This is a genomic window from Pseudoxanthomonas sp. GW835-FHT14C01, assembly GCF_058793715.1.
Genome location: NZ_JBXAGB010000003.1, coordinates 200400 through 222723 on the forward strand (window position 1 = coordinate 200400; position 22324 = coordinate 222723).

Below are 22324 nucleotides of genomic sequence, written 5' to 3' on the forward strand. Positions count from 1 at the left end.
CAACAAGGGGAAGAGTATGTCCGTCTCACACCCGAGCGATGCCGGACGCGGCCGCGCCTTTGGTAGTCATCGGCAGCGCCAGCGGGGCTTCACGCTCATCGAACTGATGGTGACCATCGCGGTGATCGCCATCCTCTCGGCCATCGCTGCGCCGTCGATGGTTGCGTTGATGAATTCCAACCGTCTTTCCAGTACGGCGGGCGAGTTGACCGCCGCCGCCCAGCTGGCGCGTGTGGAGGCCATCCGGCGGAATGCGCCGGTCCGTCTGTGTCGCAGCACCGATGGCACGACCTGCTCGGACGGTGCCGAGTGGGGGGGGTGGGCCGTCGTCGGAAACAACAACCTCGCTGCTGGAGAAGACGTCGTGCGCGGCGGACTGTTCCCCGGCAATGTGCAGCTCGCTGGACCGGAAGCCGGCATCACGTTCAATTCCGCAGGCCTCATTCCTGCTGCCGAGGTGTTGACCGTCTGCATTCCGACCACCCGTCCCGCCGACAACCAGCGGGTGATCACGATCAGTGTGGCCGGACACATCGTCACCGAACGGGCCAATGGTGGAGGAGCCTGCTCATGAATCATCGTCATCGCAATCGTGCAGGCGCTCTTTCGGGCTCGCCACGTGGCCCGCGCTCGGTGCGCGGCATCAGCCTGATCGAGGTGCTGGTGGCCGTGGTGGTGCTGAGCATTGGCCTCCTCGGCGTGGCCGCCATGCAATCCGTCGCCCTGCGTGGCGGGCAGAGTTCGCTGGAAACCAGCCAGGCGGTCATGCAGACCAACGCCATCCTCGAAGCCATGCGCGCCAACGGTGCCAACGCGGAGGCCTACAACACTGGCGGCATGGTGTGTACGGCGGTGGCGGGTGCCGGCGTGGCCGGGAGCGACCTGCAGACCTGGATCACCGATCTGAAGAACAACATCACCAATGACGACACTGATGCCACCACTTGCGGGCAGATCACCGGTTGCCCGGAAGCCTGCGTGATTACCGTCCAGTGGGACGACTCGCGTGCGGGAGGTGGCAACACGCGGACTGTAGTGACGAGGACGACGATATGACGTCCCGCCGTCTTGCCACCGGATTCAGCCTCATCGAACTTATGGTTGCGCTGGTGCTTGGCTTGCTGGTCACAGGTGCCGCTTTCGCGATCCTGCAGTCCAACCAGGCGACCTATCGCTCGAACGAAGGTCTGAACCGGATCCAGGAAAACGCCCGCATCGCGTTCGAGTTGATGTCCCGCGACATCCGGGCCGCCGGTGGCAGCGCCTGTTCGCGGTACTCGGAAATCGTGGGCACCAATGCAGAGGCCACCCAGTTCAGCGGTTCGCCCATCCAGGGTGATGCCACGTCGTTGCGGGTGTTCTCCGGCGACGATACCGCCTACCGCGTGGAGAGTACGACGTCCAGCTCCGTCACGCTGGATGACGAGGACCTCGACGCGGCCTCCGATGCGTTCACCGTCGGCAACCTCATCATGCTGTGCAACAGCAGCCGTACCCACGTGGTGGCCGCTACCGGGGTGACGGGAATGACGGTCAGTTTCGATGGGCTGCCGGACTATCCTGTGACTGATGCCGCACTGCTGCCGTCGGTGGTGCTGGCCCGCTTCCGTGACGTGGCGTGGTTCGTGCAGGACAACGGTCGCGGTGGCAGATCTCTTTACATGTCGCGGATGGGCGGCGATCGGGAGGAAGTGATCGACGGCGTTCAGGACATCGCATTCGGCTATCGCCAGCGTGATGAAGCCGTCTACAACAACACGCCTGGCGACGATGTGGTCGCCGTCCGGATCAACATGACCCTACAGGGCGCGGACGTCGATGGTCGCGACCTGAGGCGCCGAGTCTCCAACGTCGTCAGCCTGCGGGGACGTACGCTATGAAATCCTCTCGTATCCGCCCTGTCGCGGCGGGCGGTGATCAGCAGGGTATTGCCCTGATCGTGGTGCTGGTCCTGCTGGTGGTGACGGCTATCTTGGGTCTGGCCATCATGCGCAGCTCCGCGATGCAGGAGCGCATGGCCGCCAACCTGCGCGACCGCAGCGTCGCTTTCCAGGCCGCAGAGGGCGCGCTTCGTTTCGCGCAGGATCAGGTGCTTGGTGCGGGGAACTGGGACAGCCGGATCCCGACGGCGGGTGACTGCGCGTCCGACAGTATCTGTCCCAGCGGTTCCGCGCCCGTGTGGCGTGAAGTGCCCGATGACAGCTACGACAACGCGATGATTCCGGAGAATCCCGAATACTGGATCGAGTATGTCGGTACAGGGCCGGGCCAGCCCGGTGGTTGCGATACCACCTCCGGCTCCACCCTCAACTGCGCCAACCCCTTGTACCGCGTGACCGCACGCAGTCGTTCCGCAGGCCGCGCCGACGTGCTCGTGCAAGCCACCGTCATCAGCCGTATCCCGGATGAGCCATGAACACTCCTTCTTCTCCCCTGCATCCGACTCGTCAGCGTGCCGGCCACCGCCCTTGGTGGAGTGCACCGATGGCCTTTCTGGCGACCCTGCTGGCGCTCCCGGTCAATGCCGGCGTCACGATTCCGCCCGATCCGATGACCACCGGCGCGCGGATACCGCCGAACATCCTGATGGTGCTGGACAACTCCGGCTCGATGCAGTGGGACTACATGCCGGACGCGGTGCCGAGCGTGTCCGGTCTCAACATAGCCAGGCAGACCTACGCGCGTAACACGATCTACTACAACCCCTTCAAGGATTACCGGCCTTGGGTGAACCCCGACGGTTCGGAGATGACGGGCGGTACGTCGTACACCGCCGCCTATTCGCATGTTGCGCTGGTGCCTCCCTTCGATACGGGCACCATCAATCTGTCGGGGTCTACACAGACCTACTATGTGCCCAAGAATACCGGCGATTCCACCACGTTCGGCAATGTCGCCAACTACTGGCGTTATCAGATTCTGACCAATGGCACGGTGGAACGCTCTGAATGGTCGGGGGGGTATCCGGTGCTTGGCTATCCCAGGACCGGCCTCATCGGAGGAGTAGGCCAGACCTTGGTGACGGGCTACCCGACGTTCACGGTTCCGGCCAATACGGTAAATGTCACGATCACGGTGACAGGCTCGGACGCCGAGCTTTATTACCGTTATGGAGCTCAGCCCACCACGACAAACTATGAAAACCGGAACACGGGTTCTGCTGCGACCAAAACAAGGTCGATCAACAACCCGGCTGCAGGAACGGTGATCTACTTAGGCTTGAGGGGTAGGGTAGCTACGGGTTTCATCGGCGCCAGCCTGACGATCACCTATTACACCAGTAACGAGGATGGATGCGTCGGCACACGTTGGACGAACTGCACCGCTGCGACGCCCACCAGCGCAGCGAGACCTGCCGGCCGCTCGGCGGCTGACGAGCGCACCAACTTCGCTACCTGGTATTCCTATCACCGTACCCGTTTCAAGGTTGCCAAGTCGGGTGCTGGACGCGCATTCTCGCAGATCGGCTCGAATTACCGTGTCGGCTACCGCAATATCTGGAACGACATGTCGCAGAGCAACACGGTCATTCCTGGCGGTGGTGTGTGGCCGACCGGGGGCAGGTGGAATACCCACCCGCTATCGCGCGCCAAACCCATTCCGGTCACGCGCAACCAGGGCCTGTTCGACGATCCCAACGGCACCACCGGCGCCGACAACAATCGTACTGCGTGGTTCCAGCGGCTATATTCCGAAAACGGTTCGGGCTCCACGCCGTTGCGCTCCGCAATATGGAATGCGGGCAATTACTTCGCCACTGACCATACGACCACGGGGCCGTGGGGTCCCGGTACACCGGTGGAGCAATTCAGCTGCCGTCAGAGCTACATGATCCTGACCACCGATGGTTATCGCAACGATTCAAACGGCGACGATCCGACATACGATTACACGGGCGTAGGCCAGAAGGTCGGCGAGCAGGATGGTTCCTTCCCCTTGCCGTACAAGGGCGATAATCAAGCGGACACGCTGGCCGATATCGCGATGTACTACTGGAAGAACGACCTGCGTCCGGACATGGTGAACAACGTGCCGGCGTCGATCGACGACCCGGCCAGCCACCAGCATATGGTGACTTTCTCCGTATCGCTGGGTGCGGCCGGCAGCTTGGATCCGGAAACCGATCTGCCGGCCATCACCGCGGGCACCAAGAGCTGGCCCATCTCCGTCAACAATACCGCCAGCAGCATTGATGATCTGTGGCATGCGGCAGTGAATGGGCGTGGCCGATACGTGCTGGCCAACGATTCGGACAGGTTCACCAAGGCGTTGCAAGATGCCTTGAGCGAGATCGAACGGCGCAGCAGCTCCTATTCCAACGTCGTGTCCACCTCCGTATCGCCGGAGGCCAGCACGCTGGTGTTCAACGCCAGCTACGAGCAGGGCAGTTGGAAGGGCGGCCTGCGAGCCAGCAGGGCGTCGGACGGTGCCGAAATGTGGAATGCGAGCATCGGCGACTGGAGCACCCGCAAGGTCTTCACCTCCGAAGGTGGCATCGGACGGACGTTCCCCACCACCACCCAGACGACAGCGCTGGCGCGAACCGGTGACACGTTCAACTATCCGGTGACCGGCGCGAAGAATGCCGACTACATCAAGGGCGACACGAGCCTGGAAGGCACCGAAGCACCCCGCCTGCGCAGGCGTGCCAGCGTGTTGGGCGATATCATCAATTCCTCACCCGCTTACGTCGCCGATACGAATACGCTCTACGTCGGCGCCAACGACGGCATGCTGCATGCCTTCAACGCGAGCAGCGGCGAGGAACTCTTCGCCTACATCCCCAGCATCGTCAATTTGGGCCTGCTGTCCACGTTGAGCCGTGGCGACTACGCACACCGGTATTTCGTGGATGGCCCCATCGCGGTCAGTCCGCGTACCCTGACCTCCGCCAGTACCAACATCCTGGTGGGAAGCCTGGGGCGTGGCGGCAAGGGACTGTATGCGCTGGATGTCACCGATCCCGCAGCGATGGCGGCGACCAACTTCAAGTGGGAGCGTGCGGACACGCCTGCCGGCAACATGGGTCTTGTCCTCAGCAAACCGTTGTTGGCCAACGTGAATACCGGCACGCGCAGGGCGGCCGCGGTGGTTGCCAATGGGCCCAACAGCACCAACGAACGCGCGGTGCTTATCGTCCTGGACATGAACACAGGCGCCGTGATCCGTGAAATCGATACCGGCGTTGGCAGCACGCTTGTGCCCAACGGTCTGACTTCGGCGACGGGCGTTTACGGCCCCGACGGCAGGACACTGGCCTATGTCTACGCCGGCGATATGCAAGGCAATGTGTGGAAGTTCGACCTGACCTCGGTGACGCCGGGATCCTGGACCGCCACGCGCCTGTTCACCGCACAGGACGCTGATGGCAAGGCGCAGCCCATCACGGGCGGTGTGGCGGTGGGTGTCCATCCGCTGACCCGGAAGCGCTGGGTCTTCTTCGGCACCGGTCGCTACCTGACCGCCGAAGATGCGCAGCCCGGAAGCACCGACGTGCAGAGCATGTACGGGTTCATCGACGAAAATGCGACCCGCACGCGTGACGATCTGACCGAGCGCGTTGTACAGGTGACGGAAGGCAATGTGCGCGCCTTCGAGCCGCGCACAGCGCTGCCTCCCGCGTCGAAGGGGTGGTACGTCGATTTGCCGGTCGGTGGTGAGCGGATCGTCCAGGATGCGCAGTTGGCGGGCCGTTTCCTGCTTACCGCCAGCATCATCCCCTCGGGCGGCGCCTGCAGTTCCAGCGGCACCGGCTATATCAATGCACTGGATGCTTTCACCGGTACCAGTGGCAGCATTTCATATTTCGACCTCAACGGTGATGGGGTTACCGAGGACACGGCGGTGACCGGCAACCTGCCGGTGGGCTCTGTGAACCTGGGCAATGGTATGCCGACCCTGCCGAACCTGTTGCGTGGTCTGCTGGGGGTCGGTGGCAGCGGCGGCGCTGGATTGAACACCGTGCGCACGGCCGCACCGCGCTGGGATCGCGCTTCGTGGCGCGAGATCCGGAGGGACTGATTCATGGAGACCGGACAGATGATGTTTCCCGCCAAGGCCGCGCCCCGTGCGCTCGCTGGTTTCACCTTGATCGAACTGATGGTGGTGGTGGCGATCATCGGCATCCTCGCCTCGATCGCCCTGCCCAGCTACCTCGAGCATGTGCGCAAGGGTCGGCGCGCAGGTGGCACCGCCTGCCTCTTGCAGGCGGCGCAGCAGATGGAGCGCTTCTACACTACTGCACTGGCTTACAACGCTGACGGCACTCCGGAGGCCTTTACCTGCGATGCGGACGTGAGCAGGTTCTACAGGGTCGAACCCGTTACGGACCGCCTGGAGGCCAGGGCCTTTTTGCTAACCGCGACGCCGCAGGGCAGCCAGGTGGATGACCGCTGCGGCACCCTGTCGATCGACCAGGCCGGCAATCGCTTGCCTACCACGAATGGCTGTTGGTGAGGTGTCCGGCGTGCTTGAGCATGTGTTGCTGCGATAGGCATGCGCGCCACTGACCACAGTGTCGAGAATCTCTGCAGAAGGAAAAGCCTCTTCCCGGCGAAGTGACGGGAAAGGGAATAAAAAAAGCCGCATCTTTCGATGCGGCTTTTTCTTTGACTTGGCGCCCGAAGTTGGACTCGAACCAACGACCCCCTGATTAACAGTCAAGTGCTCTAACCGGCTGAGCTATTCGGGCGGGGCGCGTATTGTAGCCAGCGATTCCGGCGGGGACAAGCCTCGGTGGAGTCAAGGCTACGCGAGGCACGCGGGCCTCCGGGCTTGCGGCGACGGAATCAGCATGGCGTCTTCAGGTCGCCCCGCACGGTGCGTGCGCGACCGGTGTTGTTCAGTATGACGCTGCTGGCGACGCGGCCGTCGAGGCAGATCCGGATGGTCAGGTTGGTGCCGTAGCTCATGCCGGTGGGCTGGTATCGGACGTGCTGGCGTCCCCGGCTGGACACCACGCGGATGCTCGGGCTGCCTGGCACGGTGTCGTTCCGGTAGATGTCGTTGCCGTCGTCCGGCTCGCGATTTCCGTCCGGATCGCGGAAGGACAGCCAATGGCCTCCCCAGTCGGTGCCCTGCCGGCAAATGCCGGCGCCGTCGCTGGGGCAGACCATGACCGGGACGTTGTGGCTGATGGCGGTCATCCGCGCCGAGGCGAAGTGGGACGTCAGCAGATTCGCTACCGCGCTGGCCTGCTGGCGGCCCCTGAATTCCCGCATCGACGGCAGGCCGATGGCGACCAGGAGCGCCAGCACGGACAGGGTGACCGCGGTTTCCACCAGCGTGAAACCTCGCGCGGGTGGTGTGCGACGTACATGACTCCCCTGGCGGGGAGGCGAGGGCATCCTTGCCATCGACAGCTCCTTGTGGATCGTGCGGAATCAGGTTCGCGGCGGGACGCACTCCCGGCCATCAGGTCTGGACCTGTCCGCATGTAGGATTTCGCCGCGGCCCCTGTCACACGCCCATCGCTATACTCGCTCGCTTGTCTCCGGGTTGCGCGCCATGACCGACCGTTTCCAGCTTGTTTCCCCTTATTCCCCGGCCGGCGACCAGCCGCAGGCGATCCAGAAACTCGTCGGGAATTTCGAAGCCGGCCTGGCGAAGCAGACGCTGCTCGGCGTGACGGGCTCGGGCAAGACCTACACCATCGCCAACGTGGTGCAGCAGGTGCAGAAGCCGACCCTGATCATGGCGCCCAACAAGACGCTGGCCGCGCAGCTGTATGGCGAGTTCAAGGCGTTCTTTCCGCACAACGCGGTCGAGTACTTCGTCAGCTACTACGACTATTACCAGCCCGAGGCTTACGTGCCGTCGAGCGACACCTTCATCGAGAAGGACAGCTCGATCAACGAACACATCGAGCAGATGCGGCTGGCGGCGACCAAGACGCTGCTGTCGCGCCCCGACGCGCTGGTGGTGGCCACCGTCTCCGCCATCTACGGCCTGGGCGCGCCCGAGGACTACCTGTCCCTGCGGCTGATCCTGTCGCTCGGCGAGCGCATCGACCAGCGCGAGTTGATCCGCCACCTGACCCAGCTGCAGTACACCCGCAACGAATACGAACTGCAGCGCGGCACGTTCCGCGTGCGCGGCGAGATCATCGACGTGCACCCGGCGGAGAGCGATGCCGAAGCCGTGCGCATCGAGCTGTTCGATGGCGAGGTCGAGGGGCTCAGCCTGTTCGATCCGTTGACCGGCGAGTCGCTGCGCAAGCTGCAGCGCTACACCGTCTATCCCAAGACCCACTACGCCACCACCCGCGAGCGCGTGCTGGCGGCGATCGACACCATCAAGGTCGAGCTGAGGGATCGGCTGGAGCAGCTGTACGCGCAGAACAAGCTGGTCGAAGCGCAGCGGCTCGCGCAGCGCACCCAGTTCGACGTGGAAATGATGGCGGAAGTCGGGTTCTGTTCCGGCATCGAGAACTACTCCCGCCACCTGACCGGCAAGGCGCCGGGCGAGCCGCCGCCGACGCTGTTCGACTACCTGCCCGCCGACGCGTTGCTGGTGATCGACGAATCGCACGTGACCATTCCGCAGATCGGCGCGATGTACAAGGGCGACCGCTCGCGCAAGGAGACGCTGGTGGAATTCGGTTTCCGCCTGCCGTCGGCGCTGGACAACCGGCCGCTGCGCTTCGAGGAATGGGAGGCACGTTCGCCCCGCAGCATCTACGTGTCGGCGACGCCCGGGCCGTACGAGCTGCGCGAGTCCGCCGGCGAGATCGTCGAGCTGGTCGTGCGCCCCACCGGGCTGATCGATCCGGAGGTCGAGATCCGCCCCGTCGGCACGCAGGTGGACGACCTGCTGTCCGAGATCAACCTGCGCGTCTCGTGGGGCGACCGCGTGCTGGTCACCACGCTGACCAAGCGCATGGCGGAGAACCTGACCGAATATCTGGGCGAGCACGGCATCAAGGTGCGCTACCTGCACTCCGACGTGGATACCGTGGAGCGCGTGGAGATCATCCGCGACCTGCGGCTGGGCAAGTTCGACGTGCTGGTCGGCATCAACCTGCTGCGCGAAGGCCTGGACATGCCGGAGGTGTCGCTGGTGGCGATCCTCGACGCCGACAAGGAGGGCTTCCTGCGCTCGACCGGCTCGCTGATCCAGACCATCGGCCGCGCCGCCCGCAACCTGCGCGGCAAGGCGATCCTGTATGCGGACAGGATGACCCGGTCGATGCAGGCGGCGATCGACGAGACCAGCCGGCGCCGCGAGAAGCAGGTGGAATACAACCTGGAGCACGGCATCACGCCGAAATCCGTGGCCCGCCCCATCGTGGACATCCTGGAGGGCGCGCGCAGCGAAGCCGCCAGCGAGGGCAGGGGCGGGCGTGGCAAGTCCCGTCGCGTGGCCGAGGAGCCGGCCGAGTACGGCGTCATGGATCCGGCGAAGGCGGTAGCCAAGATCAAGGCGCTGGAGCAGCAGATGTACCAGCACGCACGCGACCTGGAATTCGAGGACGCCGCGCGCCTGCGCGACCAGATCCAGCGGCTGAAGGAAGCCAGCCTGGGCGGCTGATCGCCGGATGCGCGCCACCGGTTGTCGGCGACCCTGCTTCCGGGCTAGAATTCGCGCCCCTGCAAAGGGCAGACCGGGCGGTTAGCTCAGCGGTAGAGCACTACCTTGACATGGTAGGGGTCACAGGTTCGAACCCTGTACCGCCCACCACGCTTCCACAGCGTGGATTCCGGACTTTCGGAGCCGGCCCGATGCGCCATCCGTATTCACGAGGTGGCCCGCGGCAACGCCGGCCGAGCGTGCGACATGAGCACTACCATCGCCTGAACCTGGTACTCCCCGAGGCACTGCATCCCGTAGGCGCCTTCGTGGCGCTTTTTTCATGTCCTTCGTTCGTCCCTGAACAAGAGCCCGGCCATTCGTGGCCGGACTTTCCAATGCCAACGTCCTGTTCGCAGGCAACTGGATAGCCCAACCGATGATCACGATCACGCTCCCCGACGGCAGCCGCCGCGAGTTCGAGAACCCCGTTTCCGTCATGCAGGTGGCGCAGTCCATCGGCGCAGGGCTGGCCAAGGCCACCGTCGCCGGTGCGGTCGATGGCGTGCTGGTCGATGCCAGTGACGTCATCGACCACGACGCCGCGCTGCGCATCATCACGCCCAAGGACGAGGAGGGCGTGGAGATCATCCGCCATTCCTGCGCCCATCTGGTCGGCCATGCGGTGAAGCAGCTGTATCCGGACGTGAAGATGGTCATCGGGCCCGTCATCGCCGAAGGCTTCTACTACGACATCTACAGCGAGCGCCCGTTCACGCCCGAGGATCTCGCGGCGATCGAGCAGCGCATGCAGGAACTGATCGCGCAGGACTACGACGTCATCAAGAAGATGACGCCGCGCGCCGAGGTCGTCGAGGTGTTCAAGGCACGCGGCGAGGACTACAAGCTGCGCCTGATCGACGACATGGGGCCCGAGGTCACGGCGATGGGCCTGTACTACCACCAGGAATACGTCGACATGTGCCGCGGCCCGCACGTGCCGAACACGCGGTTCCTGAAGGCGTTCAAGCTGACCCGCATCTCCGGCGCCTACTGGCGCGGCGACGCCAAGAACGAGCAGCTGCAGCGCATCTACGGCACGGCGTGGGCCGACAAGAAGCAGTTGGAGGCGTACATCCAGCGCATCGAGGAAGCCGAGAAGCGCGACCACCGCAAGATCGGCAAGCAGCAGGAACTGTTCCACCTGCAGGAAGAGGCGCCCGGACTGGTGTTCTGGCATCCGAAGGGCTGGGCCATCTGGCAGGTGGTCGAGCAGTACATGCGCAAGGTCTATCGCGACAGCGGTTACCAGGAAGTGCGCTGTCCGCAGATCCTCGACGTCGCCCTGTGGAAGAAGTCCGGCCACTGGGACAACTACAAGGAAAACATGTTCTTCAGCGAGTCGGAGAACCGCACCTACGCGGTCAAGCCGATGAACTGCCCGGGCCACGTCCAGGTCTTCAACCAGGGCCTGCACAGCTACCGCGACCTGCCGATCCGCTACGGCGAGTTCGGCGCCTGCCACCGCAACGAGCCGTCGGGCGCGCTGCACGGCATCCTGCGCGTGCGCGGCTTCACCCAGGACGACGGCCATATCTTCTGCACGGAAGACCAGATCGAGGCCGAGGTCACCGCGTTCCACCAGCAGGCGCTGAAGGTGTACTCGGACTTCGGTTTCGAGGACATCCAGATCAAGATCGCCCTGCGCCCCGAATCGCGCCTGGGCGACGATGCCACCTGGGACAAGGCCGAGGTCGCCCTGCGCGCCGCGCTGCGCAGCTGCGGAGTGGAATGGCAGGAGCTGCCGGGCGAAGGTGCCTTCTACGGCCCCAAGATCGAGTACCACCTGAAGGACGCCATCGGCCGGACCTGGCAGCTGGGCACGATGCAGGTCGATTTCATGATGCCCGGCCGCCTGGGCGCCGAGTACGTGGACGAGAACAGCCAGCGCCAGCATCCTGTGATGCTGCACCGGGCCATCGTGGGCTCGATGGAGCGCTTCATCGGCATCCTGATCGAGCACCATGCTGGTGCATTCCCGTCTTGGCTGGCGCCCCAGCAGGCCGTGGTGATGAATATCACCGACGCCCAGGCCGATTATGTGGCCGAGGTCCGGAAAACCCTTGCAAATCAAGGCTTCCGGGTGGCGGCCGATTTGCGGAACGAGAAGATCGGCTATAAGATTCGCGAGCACACGCTGCAGCGGGTGCCTTACCTGCTGGTGGTCGGCGACCGCGAGAAGGAAAATGGCGCCATCGCCGTGCGTACGCGTTCCGGTGAAGACCTGGGCAGCATGTCCGTTGCCGCCTTCGCCGAACGTTTGCGTAGCGAGCACGCCGCGCAATAAGGTTCCGGTCCGTCATGGACCGGTGCACCCCTCCCTGGAGACTGCAACATCAGCACCCCTGACAACAAGCAAAACCGCAAGAACCACGAGATCCGCGTACCGCGCGTGCGCGTGATCGGTTCGGACGGCGAAATGATCGGCGTGCTTTCGCGCGACGAGGCCTTGGCGAAAGCGGAAGACGAAGGCCTGGATCTGGTCGAGATCCAGCCCAACGCCGAGCCGCCCGTCTGCAAGATCATGGACTTCGGCAAGTTCAAGTTCGAAATGCAGAAGAAGGCCAACGAGGCCAAGAAGAAGACCAAGCAGGTCGAGATCAAGGAACTGAAGTTCCGTCCCGTCACCGACGAGGGCGACTACCAGATCAAGATGCGCAACATCCGCCGCTTCCTGGAAGAGGGCGACAAGGTCAAGGTCAACATCCGCTTCCGCGGGCGCGAGATGAGCCACCAGGAACTGGGCCGCGAGATGGCCGCCCGCATCGAGGCCGAGTTGGGCGACGAGATCGTCATCGAGTCCCGCCCGCGCCTGGAAGGCCGCCAGATGGTCATGATGATCGCGCCGAAGAAGAAGTGATGCCGGTAGCGTAGCTGCCGACGCCATCCGTTCCCCTCGCCCCGCGTGCGGGGAGAAGGCTAAAGGTGAGAGGAGGGCGCCGTCAGGCGCCCTTTCTGTTCGTGGCAAGCACGCGTCCCCGCGCTAAGTGGCCGGATTTGCAAGAGAAAACGGCAGCGGGCATAATACGCGGCCCGGTCCGCCGGGAGGCTGCTCGCAGCCGATGGACCCGTCGCAGGTTCCGCTCCGGAATCAACGACTTACAAGCCGATATGGGCATGGATGGAAAGAGTGGCCTTTCGATCGTCGCGGCAAAGCCGCAAAGCATCGAAAGGGCGCCGCCCGGATCAGTGACATAAACCCGTCAAGGACATAGCAATGCCCAAGATCAAGACCCACCGGGCGGCGGCCAAGCGTTTCCGCAAGACCGCCTCCGGCAAGTTCAAGGCTGGCCACGCCAACCGTAGCCACATCCTCACCAAGAAAGCGACCAAGCGTAAGCGCGGCCTGCGTGCGACGAACATCGTTCGTGCCGAGGACAGCGGCCGTCTGAACCGCATGCTTCCCTACCTCTGAGGACTGAGACATGGCACGAGTTAAGCGTGGCGTGATGGCGCGTCGCCGTCACAAGAAGATCCTCACCCTGGCCAAGGGCTACTACAACGCCCGCCGCAAGGTGTTCCGTGTCGCCAAGCAGGCGGTCATCAAGGCGCAGCAGTACGCCTACATCGGCCGCAAGCAGAAGAAGCGCAATTTCCGTTCGCTGTGGATCACGCGCATCAACGCGGCGGCCCGCATCAACGGCCTGAGCTACAGCCGTTTCATGAACGGCCTGCTGAAGGCTGGCATCACCCTGGACCGCAAGGTGCTGGCGGACATCGCCGTGCACGATGCGGCCGGTTTTGCGGCCCTGGCTGAAAAGGCGAAGGGCGCACTCGCGGCGTAAGCCGCGTCTCCACCGTAAAGCACTCCGGCAGTCCATCGCCGGGAACACGTGGGGAAGGGCGCGAGTCCTTCCCCATTGTTTTTTGTGGTTCCTGTTTTTGCGTCGCTCCCACAAGAGCGCACACCCTCATGGACATCCAATGAGCGAAATCGAAACCCTGTCCTCGCAAGCGCTGGCCGACATCGCCGCCGCGCAGTCGCCCGAGGTGGTGGAGCAACTGCGCGTCGCCCTGCTCGGCAAGAGCGGCAGCATCACCACGCAGTTGAAGCAGCTGGGCGCGTTGCCTCCCGACCAGCGCAAGGCGGCGGGCGAAGCCATCAACCGCGCCCGTGATGCGATCGGCGAGGCGCTGTCGGTGCGCAAGTCCATGCTTGAAGACGCCGCGCTCGACGCGCGCCTGGCCGGCGAAACCATCGACGTGACGCTGCCGGGCCGCAACGGCACGCGTGGTGGCCTGCATCCGATCAGCCGCACGCTCGAGCGCATCGCCGACATTTTCGGGCGCTTGGGTTACGAGCTCGCGGACGGTCCGGAAATCGAGGACGACCAGCACAACTTCGAGGCGTTGAACTTCCCGCCGCACCATCCGGCGCGCGCCATGCACGACACGTTCTACTTCGGCGATGGTCGCCTGCTGCGCACGCATACGTCGGGCGTGCAGGTCCGTTACATGGACAGTCATCAGCCGCCGCTGCGCATGATCGCCGCCGGCAAGGTCTACCGGAGCGACAGCGACCAGACCCATTCGCCGATGTTCCACCAGGTCGAGGGTCTGCTGGTGGACGAGCACTCCACCTTCGCCGACCTCAAGGGCACGCTGGCCGAGTTCGTGCGTGCGTTCTTCGAGCGCGATTTCGAGATGCGCTTCCGCCCCAGCTACTTCCCGTTCGTGGAACCAGGCGCGGAAGTCGACATCGCCTGGCAGCAGCCGGACGGCAGCACGCGCTGGCTGGAGGTGCTGGGCTGCGGGATGGTGCATCCGAACGTGCTGCGCAACTGCGGCATCGATCCGGAGCGCTATACCGGCTTCGCCTTCGGCCTCGGCGTGGAGCGCTTCGCGATGCTGCGCTACGGCGTCAACGACCTGCGCGCGTTCTTCGAGAACGACGTGCGGTTCCTGCGGCAGTTTGCGTAAGCGCGGCCCGAGCCCAACGCAATTCCGGCATCTCGATACCTGATACATGGCAATGGCGGGCCCGGGCCCGCCCTACGGATCACGAACGATGAAGTTCTCTGAAAACTGGTTGCGCAGCCACGTCCCCACTCTGGCCACCCGCGACGAACTGTCCTCGACGCTCACCGCTATCGGTCTGGAGGTCGAGGACGTCACGGCGCTGGGCGATGGCCTGGAGAACGTGGTGGTGGCGCGCATCGTCGAATGCGCCAAGCATCCCGAAGCCGACCGGCTGCAGGTCTGCCAGGTGGACGCCGGGCAGGGTGGCCTGCTGCAGATCGTGTGCGGTGCGCCGAACGCGCGCCCGGGGCTGCTGGCGCCGCTCGCGAGGGTGGGCGCCAACGTCGGCGGCATCGCCATCAAGGCGGCCAGGCTGCGCGGCGTCGAGTCCAACGGCATGCTGTGCTCGGCCAAGGAACTCGGCATCGACGCCGATGCGTCCGGGCTGCTGGAGCTCCCCGCCAACGCGCCCGTCGGCTCGCTCATCGCCGACTACCTGCAGCTTCCCGATGCCAGCATCGAGATCAAGCTGACGCCGAACCGCGCCGACTGCTTCAGCGTGCGCGGCATCGCCTACGACGTTGCGGCGTCGCTGGGCAGCGAGGTGAAGCCCTTCGATGCCGCGCCGGTGCCGGCGCAGAGCCAGTCCGAACTCAGCGTGGAACTGGAAGCGGGCGCGCGCGTGCCGCGCTTCGTAGGCCGCGTGATCGAAGGCGTCGACGCCACCGCGCCGTCGCCCGTGTGGATGGCCGAGCGCCTGCGGCGCAGCGGCGTGCGCCCGATCAGCTTCCTGGTCGACGTGACCCAGTATGTGATGCTGGAACTCGGCCAGCCGATGCACGCCTTCGACAAGGACACGCTGGAAGGCGTCATCGTCGTGCGCCCTGCGCGCAAGGACGAGACGGTCGCGTTGCTGGATGGCCGTACCGTGACGCTCGACGACGACTTCCTGGTCGTTGCCGACGGCCGTGGCGGTCGCGCTGCACGTGCCGTCGCGCTGGGCGGCATCATGGGCGGACGGGACACCCGCGTCACCGATACCACCCGCAACGTACTCCTGGAAGCCGCGCACTGGATTCCGTCGGCGATCATCGGCCGCAGCCGCAAACTCGGCCTGCACACCGACGCCGGCCACCGTTTCGAGCGTGGCGTGGACCCGGAACTGCCGCGCATCGCCGTGGAGTACGCCACCCGCCTGATCCTGGACGTCGCCGGCGGTGTGCCGGGTCCGACGACGGAGGCCGTGCTTGCCGAGCATCTGCCCAGGCCGACGGCCATCCTGCTGCGCCGCGCCCGCGTGGCGCGCGTCCTGGGCGTGGCGATTCCCGATGCCGAGATCGAACGCATCCTGCGCGCGCTGGGCCTGCAGGCGGCCGCGATCGCCGAGGGCTGGAGCGTGGTCGCGCCGAGCCGGCGCTTCGACATCGCCATCGAGGAAGACCTGATCGAGGAACTGGCGCGCATCCACGGTTACGACCGCGTACCCACCACCCTGCCGGGCGGCGCGACGCGGGTCGTCGCGCCGAGCGAAACGCGGGTCGAGGCCGGGCATGTCCGCCGTCAGCTGGTGGCGCGCGACTACTTCGAGACGGTCAACTTCGCCTTCGTCGATGCGCAGTGGCTCGCGCACTGGCATGCCGCGGACGGCGCCGTGCCGCTCGCCAATCCGCTCAGCGCCGAGCTCGCGATCATGCGTACGCAGCTGATGCCCGGCGTCGTCGCGGCCCTGCAGCGCAATGCCGCGCGCCAGGCCGGCCGCGTGCGCCTGTTCGAGATCGGCAATGTGTTCCGCGCGCCGTCGCGGCCTGGCGACGCGCCCGTCGAGTCGCTGCGCATCGCCGCGGCGATCACCGGCGATGCGGCGGCCGAACAATGGGGCGTACCCGCACGGAAGGCCGACTTCCACGACCTCAAGGGCGACCTGGAGAGCGTGGCCGCCCTGGCGGGTGCGACGCTTGAGTTCCGCCCGTCGCACGCGCCTCAGGGCCATCCCGGGCGCTCGGCCGACATCTACCGCGACGGCACCTGCATCGGCTGGATCGGGCAACTGCATCCGCGCCTGCAGCGCCTGCTGGACCTCGATGCCGACGTGGTCGCGTTCGAGCTGGACTTGGCGCCGTTGACCGAGCGCGCACTGCCGCGCGCGGCGGAGCTGTCCCGGTATCCGTCCGTCCGTCGGGACCTTGCGTTCGTCGTGCCGGAACACGTGTCCTGGGCCGCGCTGGCGGGCACGGTCAGGCAGGCCGCAGGCCCGCTGCTGCGCGATGTCCTGCTGTTCGACCGCTACATCGGGCAGGGGGTCGAATCCGGTCAAAAGAGTCTCGCTATGGGCTTGATTTTGCAGGACAACTCACGCACTCTCACCGAGAGCGACGTGGCGCAGGTAGTGGCGGCCGTCGTGGCCGCGATCGACGGAGCGCATGGCGCCAAGATCCGCGGATGAATGGTGTGAAGGCAGTGGCAGGGCCGGCGACGGCCGCAATGGGGATGCAGTAATCCATGGCATTGACGAAGGCGGAGATGGCCGAACGTCTGTTCGACGAGGTCGGCTTGAACAAGCGCGAGGCGAAGGAATTCGTCGACGCCTACTTCGACGTGCTGCGCGAGGCCCTGGAGCAGGGCCGTCAGGTGAAGCTGTCGGGGTTCGGCAACTTCGACCTGCGCCGCAAGAACCAGCGCCCGGGCCGCAATCCGAAGACCGGCGAGGAAATCCCGATCTCGGCACGGACGGTGGTGACCTTCCGGCCGGGGCAGAAACTCAAGGAGCGGGTGGAAACGTATGCTGGATCCGGGCAGTAACCGCGAGCTTCCGCCGATCCCGGCGAAGCGCTACTTCACCATCGGTGAGGTCAGTGAACTGTGCGATGTGAAGCCGCACGTGCTGCGGTACTGGGAGACCGAATTCCCCAGCCTGGAACCCGCCAAGCGCCGCGGCAACCGTCGCTACTACCAGCGGCACGACGTGCTGATGGTGCGCCAGATCCGTGGGCTGCTGTACGAACAGGGCTATACCATCGGCGGTGCGCGCCTGCGCTTGGAAGGCGAGGGCGCCAAGCAGGAATCCGCGATGAGCGCACAGATCGTGCGCCAGGTGCGGATGGAGCTGGAAGAAATCCTGCAGTTGCTGCGCCGGTGATGACCGACGGCGCTCCTGCTGGGAGTCGCCGAGGAATTCCGGCTATAATGCGCGGCCCGTCGCAAGGCGGGCCGATCCGCGAGATTCGGGGCGTAGCGCAGCCTGGTAGCGCATCTGCCTGGGGGGCAGAGGGTCGTCGGTTCAAATCCGGCCGTCCCGACCAATCGCGGTTCGACATCAAGCCTGCGCCGACGCGTGGGCTTTTTTGTGCCCGTCGTGCCGGCCTGTTCGCGAAGACGGATTCCAGCCACCGTGTGCAGCAGGATCCTCCATGCCTTCGATGACCGATACGCTGATCCGCGACCTGCAACTGGCCCCGCATCCGGAAGGCGGTTACTTCCGTCGTGTCTACGAATCGGCCAAGCGTACCGAGGTCAACGGGATCGAGCGGCCCGCGCTGACCGCGATCAAGTTCCTGTTGCCGGAGGGCGTCGTGACCCGCTGGCATCGCGTCGATGCGACCGAGGTCTGGGACTGGCACGACGGCAGTCCCCTGGAACTGTCGATGTTCGATCCCGACCAGCGCACGCTGACCCGGGTGCAGTTGGACACGTCCGCGCGTGGGGGGCAGTCCAACCAGGTGGTGCCGGCAGGCGTCTGGCAGAGCGCGCGTTCGCTGGGCGAGTTCACGCTGGTGGACTGCTCGGTCTCGCCGGGTTTCAGCTGGAAGGGGTTCGAACTAATGCAGAGCGGGAGCGACGTCGCGCACCGGCTGCGCGAAGCGGGCGGCAAGGTCGCCTGAACGGATCCCTCCTGGGGTGCGCCGAGCTGCGCACCGCATGGGTCTTGCGCGGGCACACTCGCGACTCTTCCGCATGGAGTCGCCGGGATGCGTTTGCCGTTCTACGGAATGCTGTGGCTGTCGTTGCTGGCCTGCGCGAGTACCGCGGCTGCGCAGGAGACGTCCGGGAGTGTGCAGGCGCCGGCACTGGGCGGCGATCGCGTGCTCGACATGGACGCCGTGATCGTCGCCGGCGTCCAGCCTGGCCCCGGGTTGTGGAAGGTGCGGCGCGGCGATCATCTCCTCTACATCCTGGGTACCCAGTCGCCTCTCCCGAAGAACATCACGTGGCGTTCGGACGAGGTCGATCAGGTGCTACAGCTTGCCGACGAGGTGCTCGCGTCCCCCGGCATCACTGTCGATGCGGATGTCGGATTCTTCCGCGGGCTGACCCTGCTGCCGTCGGCGCTGAAGGCATCGAAAAATCCTGACGGGCAGACGCTGCGGGACGTACTCCCGGCGGATCTCTACGCCCGCTGGAGCGTGCTGAAGCAGCGGTATGCGCGACGCGATGGAGGGATCGAGAAGAAGCGTCCCCTGATTGCCGCCTACCAGCTCTATACCGAAGCCCTGTCGGCTTCCGGCCTGCGCGAAGGGGGTGTCATTGATCCGGTGATCGACGCGGTGCTGAAGCAGCGCAAGATGAAACGCACGCCGACGCTCCTGAAGATCAAGCTGGAGGACCCACGCGCGGCCCTGGCGGATTTCCGCAAGGAAAGCCTCAAGCCCGAAGACCTCGTCTGCTTCAGCAAGACGCTCGATGTCATCGAGCGCGACCTGCCGCACGTCGCCGCGCGCGCCAACGCGTGGGCGGTCGGCGACTGGCCCGCGCTGCGATCCGGCGCGCGGCAGGACTGGCAACAGGCCTGCGCGTCGGCCTGGTTCAACACCGAGACCGCACGCAAGCGCGGCATATCCGACAACGTCGAGGCGCGCATGCAAGCGCGCTGGATGGAGGCGGCCGAAGGCGCATTGCAGAAGAACCGGATCACCTTCGCCACGCTGTCGGTGTGGCAACTGGTCAAGCCGGACGGCTATCTGGCGGCGCTGCGGGCCAAGGGCTACGAGGTGGAAGCGCCGGAGTGATCCGGCGGCTTCGCCGCAGCGTCAGCCCGCCGCAGTCAGGGGCGGCTGGGTGGCCGCCAGTGCAGGCCAGCGCTTCAGTAGGCTGGTCCGGATGCCGGCGGCATCGATGCCGGCTTCGGCCAGCAGGTCTTCGCGGCTGGCGTGGTGCTGGAATTCGTCGGGCAGTCCCAGGTGCAGCACCGGCAGCGACACGCCCTCGGCGTTGAGCAATTCGGCGACGCCCGATCCTGCACCGCCCATCACCACGTTGTCCTCGATGGTGACAAACCCCTGGTGGCTCTTTGCCAGTTCGAGGATCAGCTCGCGGTCCAGCGGCTTCACGAAGCGCATGTTCACCACGCTCAGGCCCAGCTCGCGGCCGGCCTGCTCGGCGGCGGCAACGGTCGAGCCGAAGGCGAGCAGCGCCACGCGATTGCCGCGCACGCGCAAGTCGGCCTTGCCGATCGGCAGCGTGTCCAGCGTGGACTGCAATGCCACGCCCGGACCGGTGCCGCGCGGGTAGCGCACGGCGGCCGGACCATCGAAGTGGTAGCCGGTGCTCAGCATCTGCCGGCACTCGTTCTCGTCGGCCGGGGCCATCACCACCATGTGCGGTACGCAGCGCAGGTAGCTGAGATCCAGGTTGCCGGCGTGGGTGGCGCCGTCCGGGCCGACCACACCACCACGATCGATGGCGAACAGCACGTCGAGCTTCTGGATGGCGACGTCGTGCACCAACTGGTCGTAGCCACGCTGCAGGAAGGTCGAGTAGATCGCGACCACCGGCTTGCTGCCTTCGCAGGCCATGCCCGCCGCCAGCGTCACCGCATGCTGCTCGGCGATGGCGACATCGAAGTAGCGGTCGGGGTACTCCTTGCTGAAGCGCACCAGCCCCGAGCCTTCGCGCATCGCCGGGGTGATGCCCAGCAACTTCGGCTCGGCCGCGGCCATGTCGCACAGCCAGTCGCTGAAGATGTCGGTGTAGGTCGGCTTCTTCGCGCCCGCCTTGCTGACCAGGCCTTTCTCTGGGTCGAACGGACCGACCGCGTGGTAACCGATCTGGTCGCCCTCGGCCAGCTCGTAGCCCTTGCCCTTGGTGGTCAGGATGTGGAGCAGTTGCGGACCCTTGAGGGTCTTCAGCGTCTTCAGCGCACCGACCAGCGCCTCGACATCGTGGCCGTCGATCGGACCGGTGTAGTGGAAGCCCATCTGCTCGAACAGCGTGGACGGTACGAACATGCCCTTCCAGTGCTCTTCCCAGCGGCGCATGAAGCGCGCCGGCGGTTTCTTCTTGTCGCCCAGCAGCTTCTTGCCGCCTTCGCGCAACGCGTTGAGCGTGCGGCTGCTGCTCAGCCGGCCGAGCATCTTGGTCAGGCCGCCGACGTTCTCGGAGATCGACATCTGGTTGTCGTTGAGGATCACCAGCAGGTTCGGCTCCGGTTCCATGCCGCCGGCGTGGTTCAGCGCTTCGAACGCCATGCCCGCAGTCATTGCGCCGTCGCCGATCACCGCGACCACCTTGCGGTCGTCGCCCTGCTGCTGCAGCGCGATGGCCATGCCGAGCGCGGCGGAGATCGACGTGGACGAATGGCCGACGCCGAACGTGTCGTACTCGCTTTCCTCGCGCTTCGGGAACGGGGCCACGCCGTCCTTCTGCTTCACCGTGTGGATGGTGTCGCGGCGACCGGTGAGGATCTTGTGCGGGTAGGTCTGGTGGCCGACGTCCCACACCAGCCGGTCGCGCGGGGTGTCGAACAGGTAGTGCAGGGCGACCGTCAGTTCGATCACGCCCAGGCCCGCGCCGAAGTGCCCGCCGCTCCTGCCGACCGACTCGATCAGGTAGCCCCGCAGTTCCTCGGCGATGGCAGGCAGTTCGGATGCGTCGAACTGGCGCAGGTCGGCCGGAACATGGATGCGGGACAGACGGGGATAGCGGTCGGGGGCGATCATCGGCAGCAGGCTGGTTCTGAGCCGTTATTGTCCCCCCCGGATGTGAAGCGGGGCAAGCAAACGCGTGAAGCCGGTGTGGGTCCGGCCAGGGCGGTTCAGGAAGCGCCGGCGCTGCTTGGGCGCTGTCAGGCCGAGAGCTTGGATTTCCTGGGCAACTGCGCCTTCAGGAAGGCCATCTGGTCGGCCAGGATGTTGCGGTTCGACAGGATCAGGTGCTCGATCCAGCTGGGCCGGTACGGCACGGCGAGCAGCGGCATGTGCGCCTGCTGCGGCGTGCGGTTGCTCTTTCGCGAATTGCAGTGGAAGCAGGCCGTGACCACGTTTTCCCAGATGTCCTTGCCGCCCTTGGACAGCGGCAGCACGTGGTCGCGGGTCAGGTGCGGGCGGGAGTATTCGTGCCCGCAGTACAGACACAGGTGCGCATCGCGCGCGAACAGCGCCGTGTTGGTGAGCGTCGGCGTGGGCGAGAGGGCGTGTGCACGGGCGTGGCCGCGCGAGGCCACGATGGGGTGCAGTTCGATCAGGCTCTGTTCGCCGGTCAGGCGGGAGACGCCGCCATGCACGTGAAGGCAAGGGTCGCCCAGCGTCCACGCGACGGCACCACGCGCATACAGGCAGGTCGCATCCTGCCAGTTGATCCAGTCCAGCACGCGGCCATGCGCATCGAGCGACAACAGTCGCAAGGCGGCGGGGTGGGGACGGGGCGACGACGGGGACGGGACCGGCGTGGAACGGGAACCGGTCTGGACCAGGTGAAGCTGAGCTCTGTCTGCTTCCATGGAGGAGCAGGTTATACCCAAATGTTGACGAAATGTGTATCCGGTCCGGGTTTTGTTCGGAGGAGCGCGATGCCCGCGCTCCTCCGG

The 22324-nt window shown here is 65.5% G+C and carries 20 protein-coding genes and 3 tRNA genes; 19 read left to right on the forward strand and 4 right to left on the reverse strand.

Translation table 11 applies throughout. From position 1 onward, the window contains the following. Window positions 1-16 precede the first annotated feature (16 nt). From AC1Q5B_RS14275 to AC1Q5B_RS14300, 6 genes are read left to right on the forward strand one after another with little or no spacing between them, the layout of a single operon-like run. Window positions 17-574 carry a GspH/FimT family pseudopilin gene (locus AC1Q5B_RS14275; RefSeq protein ID WP_492632266.1) on the forward strand — a complete coding sequence of 186 codons (558 nt, stop codon included), beginning with the start codon at window positions 17-19 and terminating at the stop codon, window positions 572-574. After that, window positions 571-1056, forward strand: a complete 486-nt coding sequence (locus AC1Q5B_RS14280; protein ID WP_492632267.1) for a type IV pilus modification PilV family protein — start codon at window positions 571-573, stop codon at window positions 1054-1056. The genes AC1Q5B_RS14275 and AC1Q5B_RS14280 overlap by 4 nt, the downstream gene beginning before the upstream one ends. Continuing rightward, window positions 1053-1880: a PilW family protein gene (locus AC1Q5B_RS14285; RefSeq protein WP_492632268.1), complete on the forward strand. Its 828-nt coding sequence runs from the start codon at window positions 1053-1055 to the stop codon at window positions 1878-1880. Before AC1Q5B_RS14280 ends, AC1Q5B_RS14285 begins: the two co-directional genes overlap by 4 nt. Next, the gene (locus AC1Q5B_RS14290) at window positions 1877-2416 is read left to right on the forward strand and encodes a pilus assembly PilX family protein (protein ID WP_492632269.1); all 540 of its coding nucleotides are present in this window, start codon (window positions 1877-1879) and stop codon (window positions 2414-2416) included. The genes AC1Q5B_RS14285 and AC1Q5B_RS14290 overlap by 4 nt, the downstream gene beginning before the upstream one ends. Then, window positions 2413-6021 carry a PilC/PilY family type IV pilus protein gene (locus tag AC1Q5B_RS14295; RefSeq protein ID WP_492632270.1) on the forward strand — a complete coding sequence of 1203 codons (3609 nt, stop codon included), beginning with the start codon at window positions 2413-2415 and terminating at the stop codon, window positions 6019-6021. The genes AC1Q5B_RS14290 and AC1Q5B_RS14295 overlap by 4 nt, the downstream gene beginning before the upstream one ends. A 3-nt stretch (window positions 6022-6024) precedes the next feature. After that, window positions 6025-6456, forward strand: a complete 432-nt coding sequence (locus AC1Q5B_RS14300) for a type IV pilin protein (RefSeq protein WP_492632271.1) — start codon at window positions 6025-6027, stop codon at window positions 6454-6456. A 158-nt stretch (window positions 6457-6614) separates the two neighbouring features. On the opposite strand, the gene AC1Q5B_RS14305 is transcribed toward AC1Q5B_RS14300, so the two are convergent. After that, window positions 6615-6691 (reverse strand) — tRNA-Asn (locus AC1Q5B_RS14305). A 97-nt stretch (window positions 6692-6788) separates the two neighbouring features. Then, a complete protein-coding gene (locus tag AC1Q5B_RS14310) occupies window positions 6789-7355 on the reverse strand; it encodes a GspH/FimT family pseudopilin (RefSeq protein ID WP_492632272.1) in 567 nt (188 codons plus the stop codon). A gap of 151 nt (window positions 7356-7506) precedes the next feature. On the opposite strand from AC1Q5B_RS14310, the gene uvrB reads away from it, so the two are divergent. From uvrB to AC1Q5B_RS14375, 13 genes are all read left to right on the forward strand, one after another. Continuing rightward, window positions 7507-9528, forward strand: coding sequence for an excinuclease ABC subunit UvrB (gene uvrB, locus AC1Q5B_RS14315; RefSeq protein WP_492632273.1), 2022 nt, complete (start codon window positions 7507-7509; stop codon window positions 9526-9528). 75 nt (window positions 9529-9603) lie between these two features. After that, window positions 9604-9678 (forward strand) — tRNA-Val (locus AC1Q5B_RS14320). Between the two features lie 268 nt (window positions 9679-9946). Then, the gene (thrS, locus tag AC1Q5B_RS14325; protein WP_492632274.1) at window positions 9947-11854 is read left to right on the forward strand and encodes a threonine--tRNA ligase; all 1908 of its coding nucleotides are present in this window, start codon (window positions 9947-9949) and stop codon (window positions 11852-11854) included. Window positions 11855-11902: 48 nt separating this feature from the next. Next, window positions 11903-12427 (forward strand): translation initiation factor IF-3, encoded by a 525-nt coding sequence (gene infC, locus AC1Q5B_RS14330; RefSeq protein ID WP_299343815.1) that lies wholly within the window; start codon window positions 11903-11905, stop codon window positions 12425-12427. A 357-nt stretch (window positions 12428-12784) separates the two neighbouring features. Beyond that, window positions 12785-12982 (forward strand): 50S ribosomal protein L35, encoded by a 198-nt coding sequence (rpmI, locus tag AC1Q5B_RS14335; RefSeq protein ID WP_162110557.1) that lies wholly within the window; start codon window positions 12785-12787, stop codon window positions 12980-12982. A gap of 10 nt (window positions 12983-12992) precedes the next feature. Continuing rightward, window positions 12993-13352 carry a 50S ribosomal protein L20 gene (rplT, locus tag AC1Q5B_RS14340; RefSeq protein ID WP_162339116.1) on the forward strand — a complete coding sequence of 120 codons (360 nt, stop codon included), beginning with the start codon at window positions 12993-12995 and terminating at the stop codon, window positions 13350-13352. A gap of 139 nt (window positions 13353-13491) precedes the next feature. Further along, a complete protein-coding gene (pheS, locus tag AC1Q5B_RS14345; protein WP_492632275.1) occupies window positions 13492-14487 on the forward strand; it encodes a phenylalanine--tRNA ligase subunit alpha in 996 nt (331 codons plus the stop codon). Window positions 14488-14575: 88 nt separating this feature from the next. After that, a complete protein-coding gene (pheT, locus tag AC1Q5B_RS14350) occupies window positions 14576-16969 on the forward strand; it encodes a phenylalanine--tRNA ligase subunit beta (protein ID WP_492632276.1) in 2394 nt (797 codons plus the stop codon). A gap of 56 nt (window positions 16970-17025) precedes the next feature. Further along, on the forward strand, window positions 17026-17325 hold the full coding sequence (locus AC1Q5B_RS14355) for an integration host factor subunit alpha (RefSeq protein WP_055936063.1): 300 nt from the start codon (window positions 17026-17028) through the stop codon (window positions 17323-17325). After that, entirely contained in the window at window positions 17306-17662 is a 357-nt protein-coding gene (locus AC1Q5B_RS14360; protein ID WP_055936060.1) for a MerR family transcriptional regulator, read from the forward strand. The genes AC1Q5B_RS14355 and AC1Q5B_RS14360 overlap by 20 nt, the downstream gene beginning before the upstream one ends. Window positions 17663-17748: 86 nt before the next feature. Beyond that, window positions 17749-17825, forward strand: a tRNA-Pro gene (locus AC1Q5B_RS14365). A gap of 108 nt (window positions 17826-17933) precedes the next feature. After that, complete coding sequence (locus AC1Q5B_RS14370) at window positions 17934-18404, forward strand: cupin domain-containing protein (RefSeq protein ID WP_492632277.1); 471 nt, start codon at window positions 17934-17936, stop codon at window positions 18402-18404. Window positions 18405-18491: 87 nt separating this feature from the next. Continuing rightward, window positions 18492-19529 carry a TraB/GumN family protein gene (locus AC1Q5B_RS14375; RefSeq protein ID WP_492632278.1) on the forward strand — a complete coding sequence of 346 codons (1038 nt, stop codon included), beginning with the start codon at window positions 18492-18494 and terminating at the stop codon, window positions 19527-19529. 21 nt (window positions 19530-19550) lie between these two features. Here AC1Q5B_RS14375 and dxs read toward each other — a convergent pair whose 3' ends face one another. Further along, on the reverse strand, window positions 19551-21458 hold the full coding sequence (gene dxs, locus AC1Q5B_RS14380; protein WP_492632279.1) for a 1-deoxy-D-xylulose-5-phosphate synthase: 1908 nt from the start codon (window positions 21456-21458) through the stop codon (window positions 19551-19553). A 125-nt stretch (window positions 21459-21583) separates the two neighbouring features. Next, window positions 21584-22237 carry an HNH endonuclease gene (locus tag AC1Q5B_RS14385; RefSeq protein ID WP_492632280.1) on the reverse strand — a complete coding sequence of 218 codons (654 nt, stop codon included), beginning with the start codon at window positions 22235-22237 and terminating at the stop codon, window positions 21584-21586. Between the last annotated feature and the right edge of the window lie 87 nt (window positions 22238-22324).

Bases quoted from the DNA above. Each gene is read 5' to 3' on its own strand.
- AC1Q5B_RS14275 (WP_492632266.1), top strand. From the start codon at position 17: ATGTCCGTCTCACACCCGAGCGATGCCGGACGCGGCCGCGCCTTTGGT.
- AC1Q5B_RS14280 (WP_492632267.1), top strand. From the start codon at position 571: ATGAATCATCGTCATCGCAATCGTGCAGGCGCTCTTTCGGGCTCGCCA.
- AC1Q5B_RS14285 (WP_492632268.1), top strand. From the start codon at position 1,053: ATGACGTCCCGCCGTCTTGCCACCGGATTCAGCCTCATCGAACTTATG.
- AC1Q5B_RS14290 (WP_492632269.1), top strand. From the start codon at position 1,877: ATGAAATCCTCTCGTATCCGCCCTGTCGCGGCGGGCGGTGATCAGCAG.
- AC1Q5B_RS14295 (WP_492632270.1), top strand. From the start codon at position 2,413: ATGAACACTCCTTCTTCTCCCCTGCATCCGACTCGTCAGCGTGCCGGC.
- AC1Q5B_RS14300 (WP_492632271.1), top strand. From the start codon at position 6,025: ATGGAGACCGGACAGATGATGTTTCCCGCCAAGGCCGCGCCCCGTGCG.
- AC1Q5B_RS14310 (WP_492632272.1), bottom strand. From the start codon at position 7,355: ATGGCAAGGATGCCCTCGCCTCCCCGCCAGGGGAGTCATGTACGTCGC.
- uvrB (WP_492632273.1), top strand. From the start codon at position 7,507: ATGACCGACCGTTTCCAGCTTGTTTCCCCTTATTCCCCGGCCGGCGAC.
- thrS (WP_492632274.1), top strand. From the start codon at position 9,947: ATGATCACGATCACGCTCCCCGACGGCAGCCGCCGCGAGTTCGAGAAC.
- rpmI (WP_162110557.1), top strand. From the start codon at position 12,785: ATGCCCAAGATCAAGACCCACCGGGCGGCGGCCAAGCGTTTCCGCAAG.
- rplT (WP_162339116.1), top strand. From the start codon at position 12,993: ATGGCACGAGTTAAGCGTGGCGTGATGGCGCGTCGCCGTCACAAGAAG.
- pheS (WP_492632275.1), top strand. From the start codon at position 13,492: ATGAGCGAAATCGAAACCCTGTCCTCGCAAGCGCTGGCCGACATCGCC.
- pheT (WP_492632276.1), top strand. From the start codon at position 14,576: ATGAAGTTCTCTGAAAACTGGTTGCGCAGCCACGTCCCCACTCTGGCC.
- AC1Q5B_RS14355 (WP_055936063.1), top strand. From the start codon at position 17,026: ATGGCATTGACGAAGGCGGAGATGGCCGAACGTCTGTTCGACGAGGTC.
- AC1Q5B_RS14360 (WP_055936060.1), top strand. From the start codon at position 17,306: ATGCTGGATCCGGGCAGTAACCGCGAGCTTCCGCCGATCCCGGCGAAG.
- AC1Q5B_RS14370 (WP_492632277.1), top strand. From the start codon at position 17,934: ATGCCTTCGATGACCGATACGCTGATCCGCGACCTGCAACTGGCCCCG.
- AC1Q5B_RS14375 (WP_492632278.1), top strand. From the start codon at position 18,492: ATGCGTTTGCCGTTCTACGGAATGCTGTGGCTGTCGTTGCTGGCCTGC.
- dxs (WP_492632279.1), bottom strand. From the start codon at position 21,458: ATGATCGCCCCCGACCGCTATCCCCGTCTGTCCCGCATCCATGTTCCG.
- AC1Q5B_RS14385 (WP_492632280.1), bottom strand. From the start codon at position 22,237: ATGGAAGCAGACAGAGCTCAGCTTCACCTGGTCCAGACCGGTTCCCGT.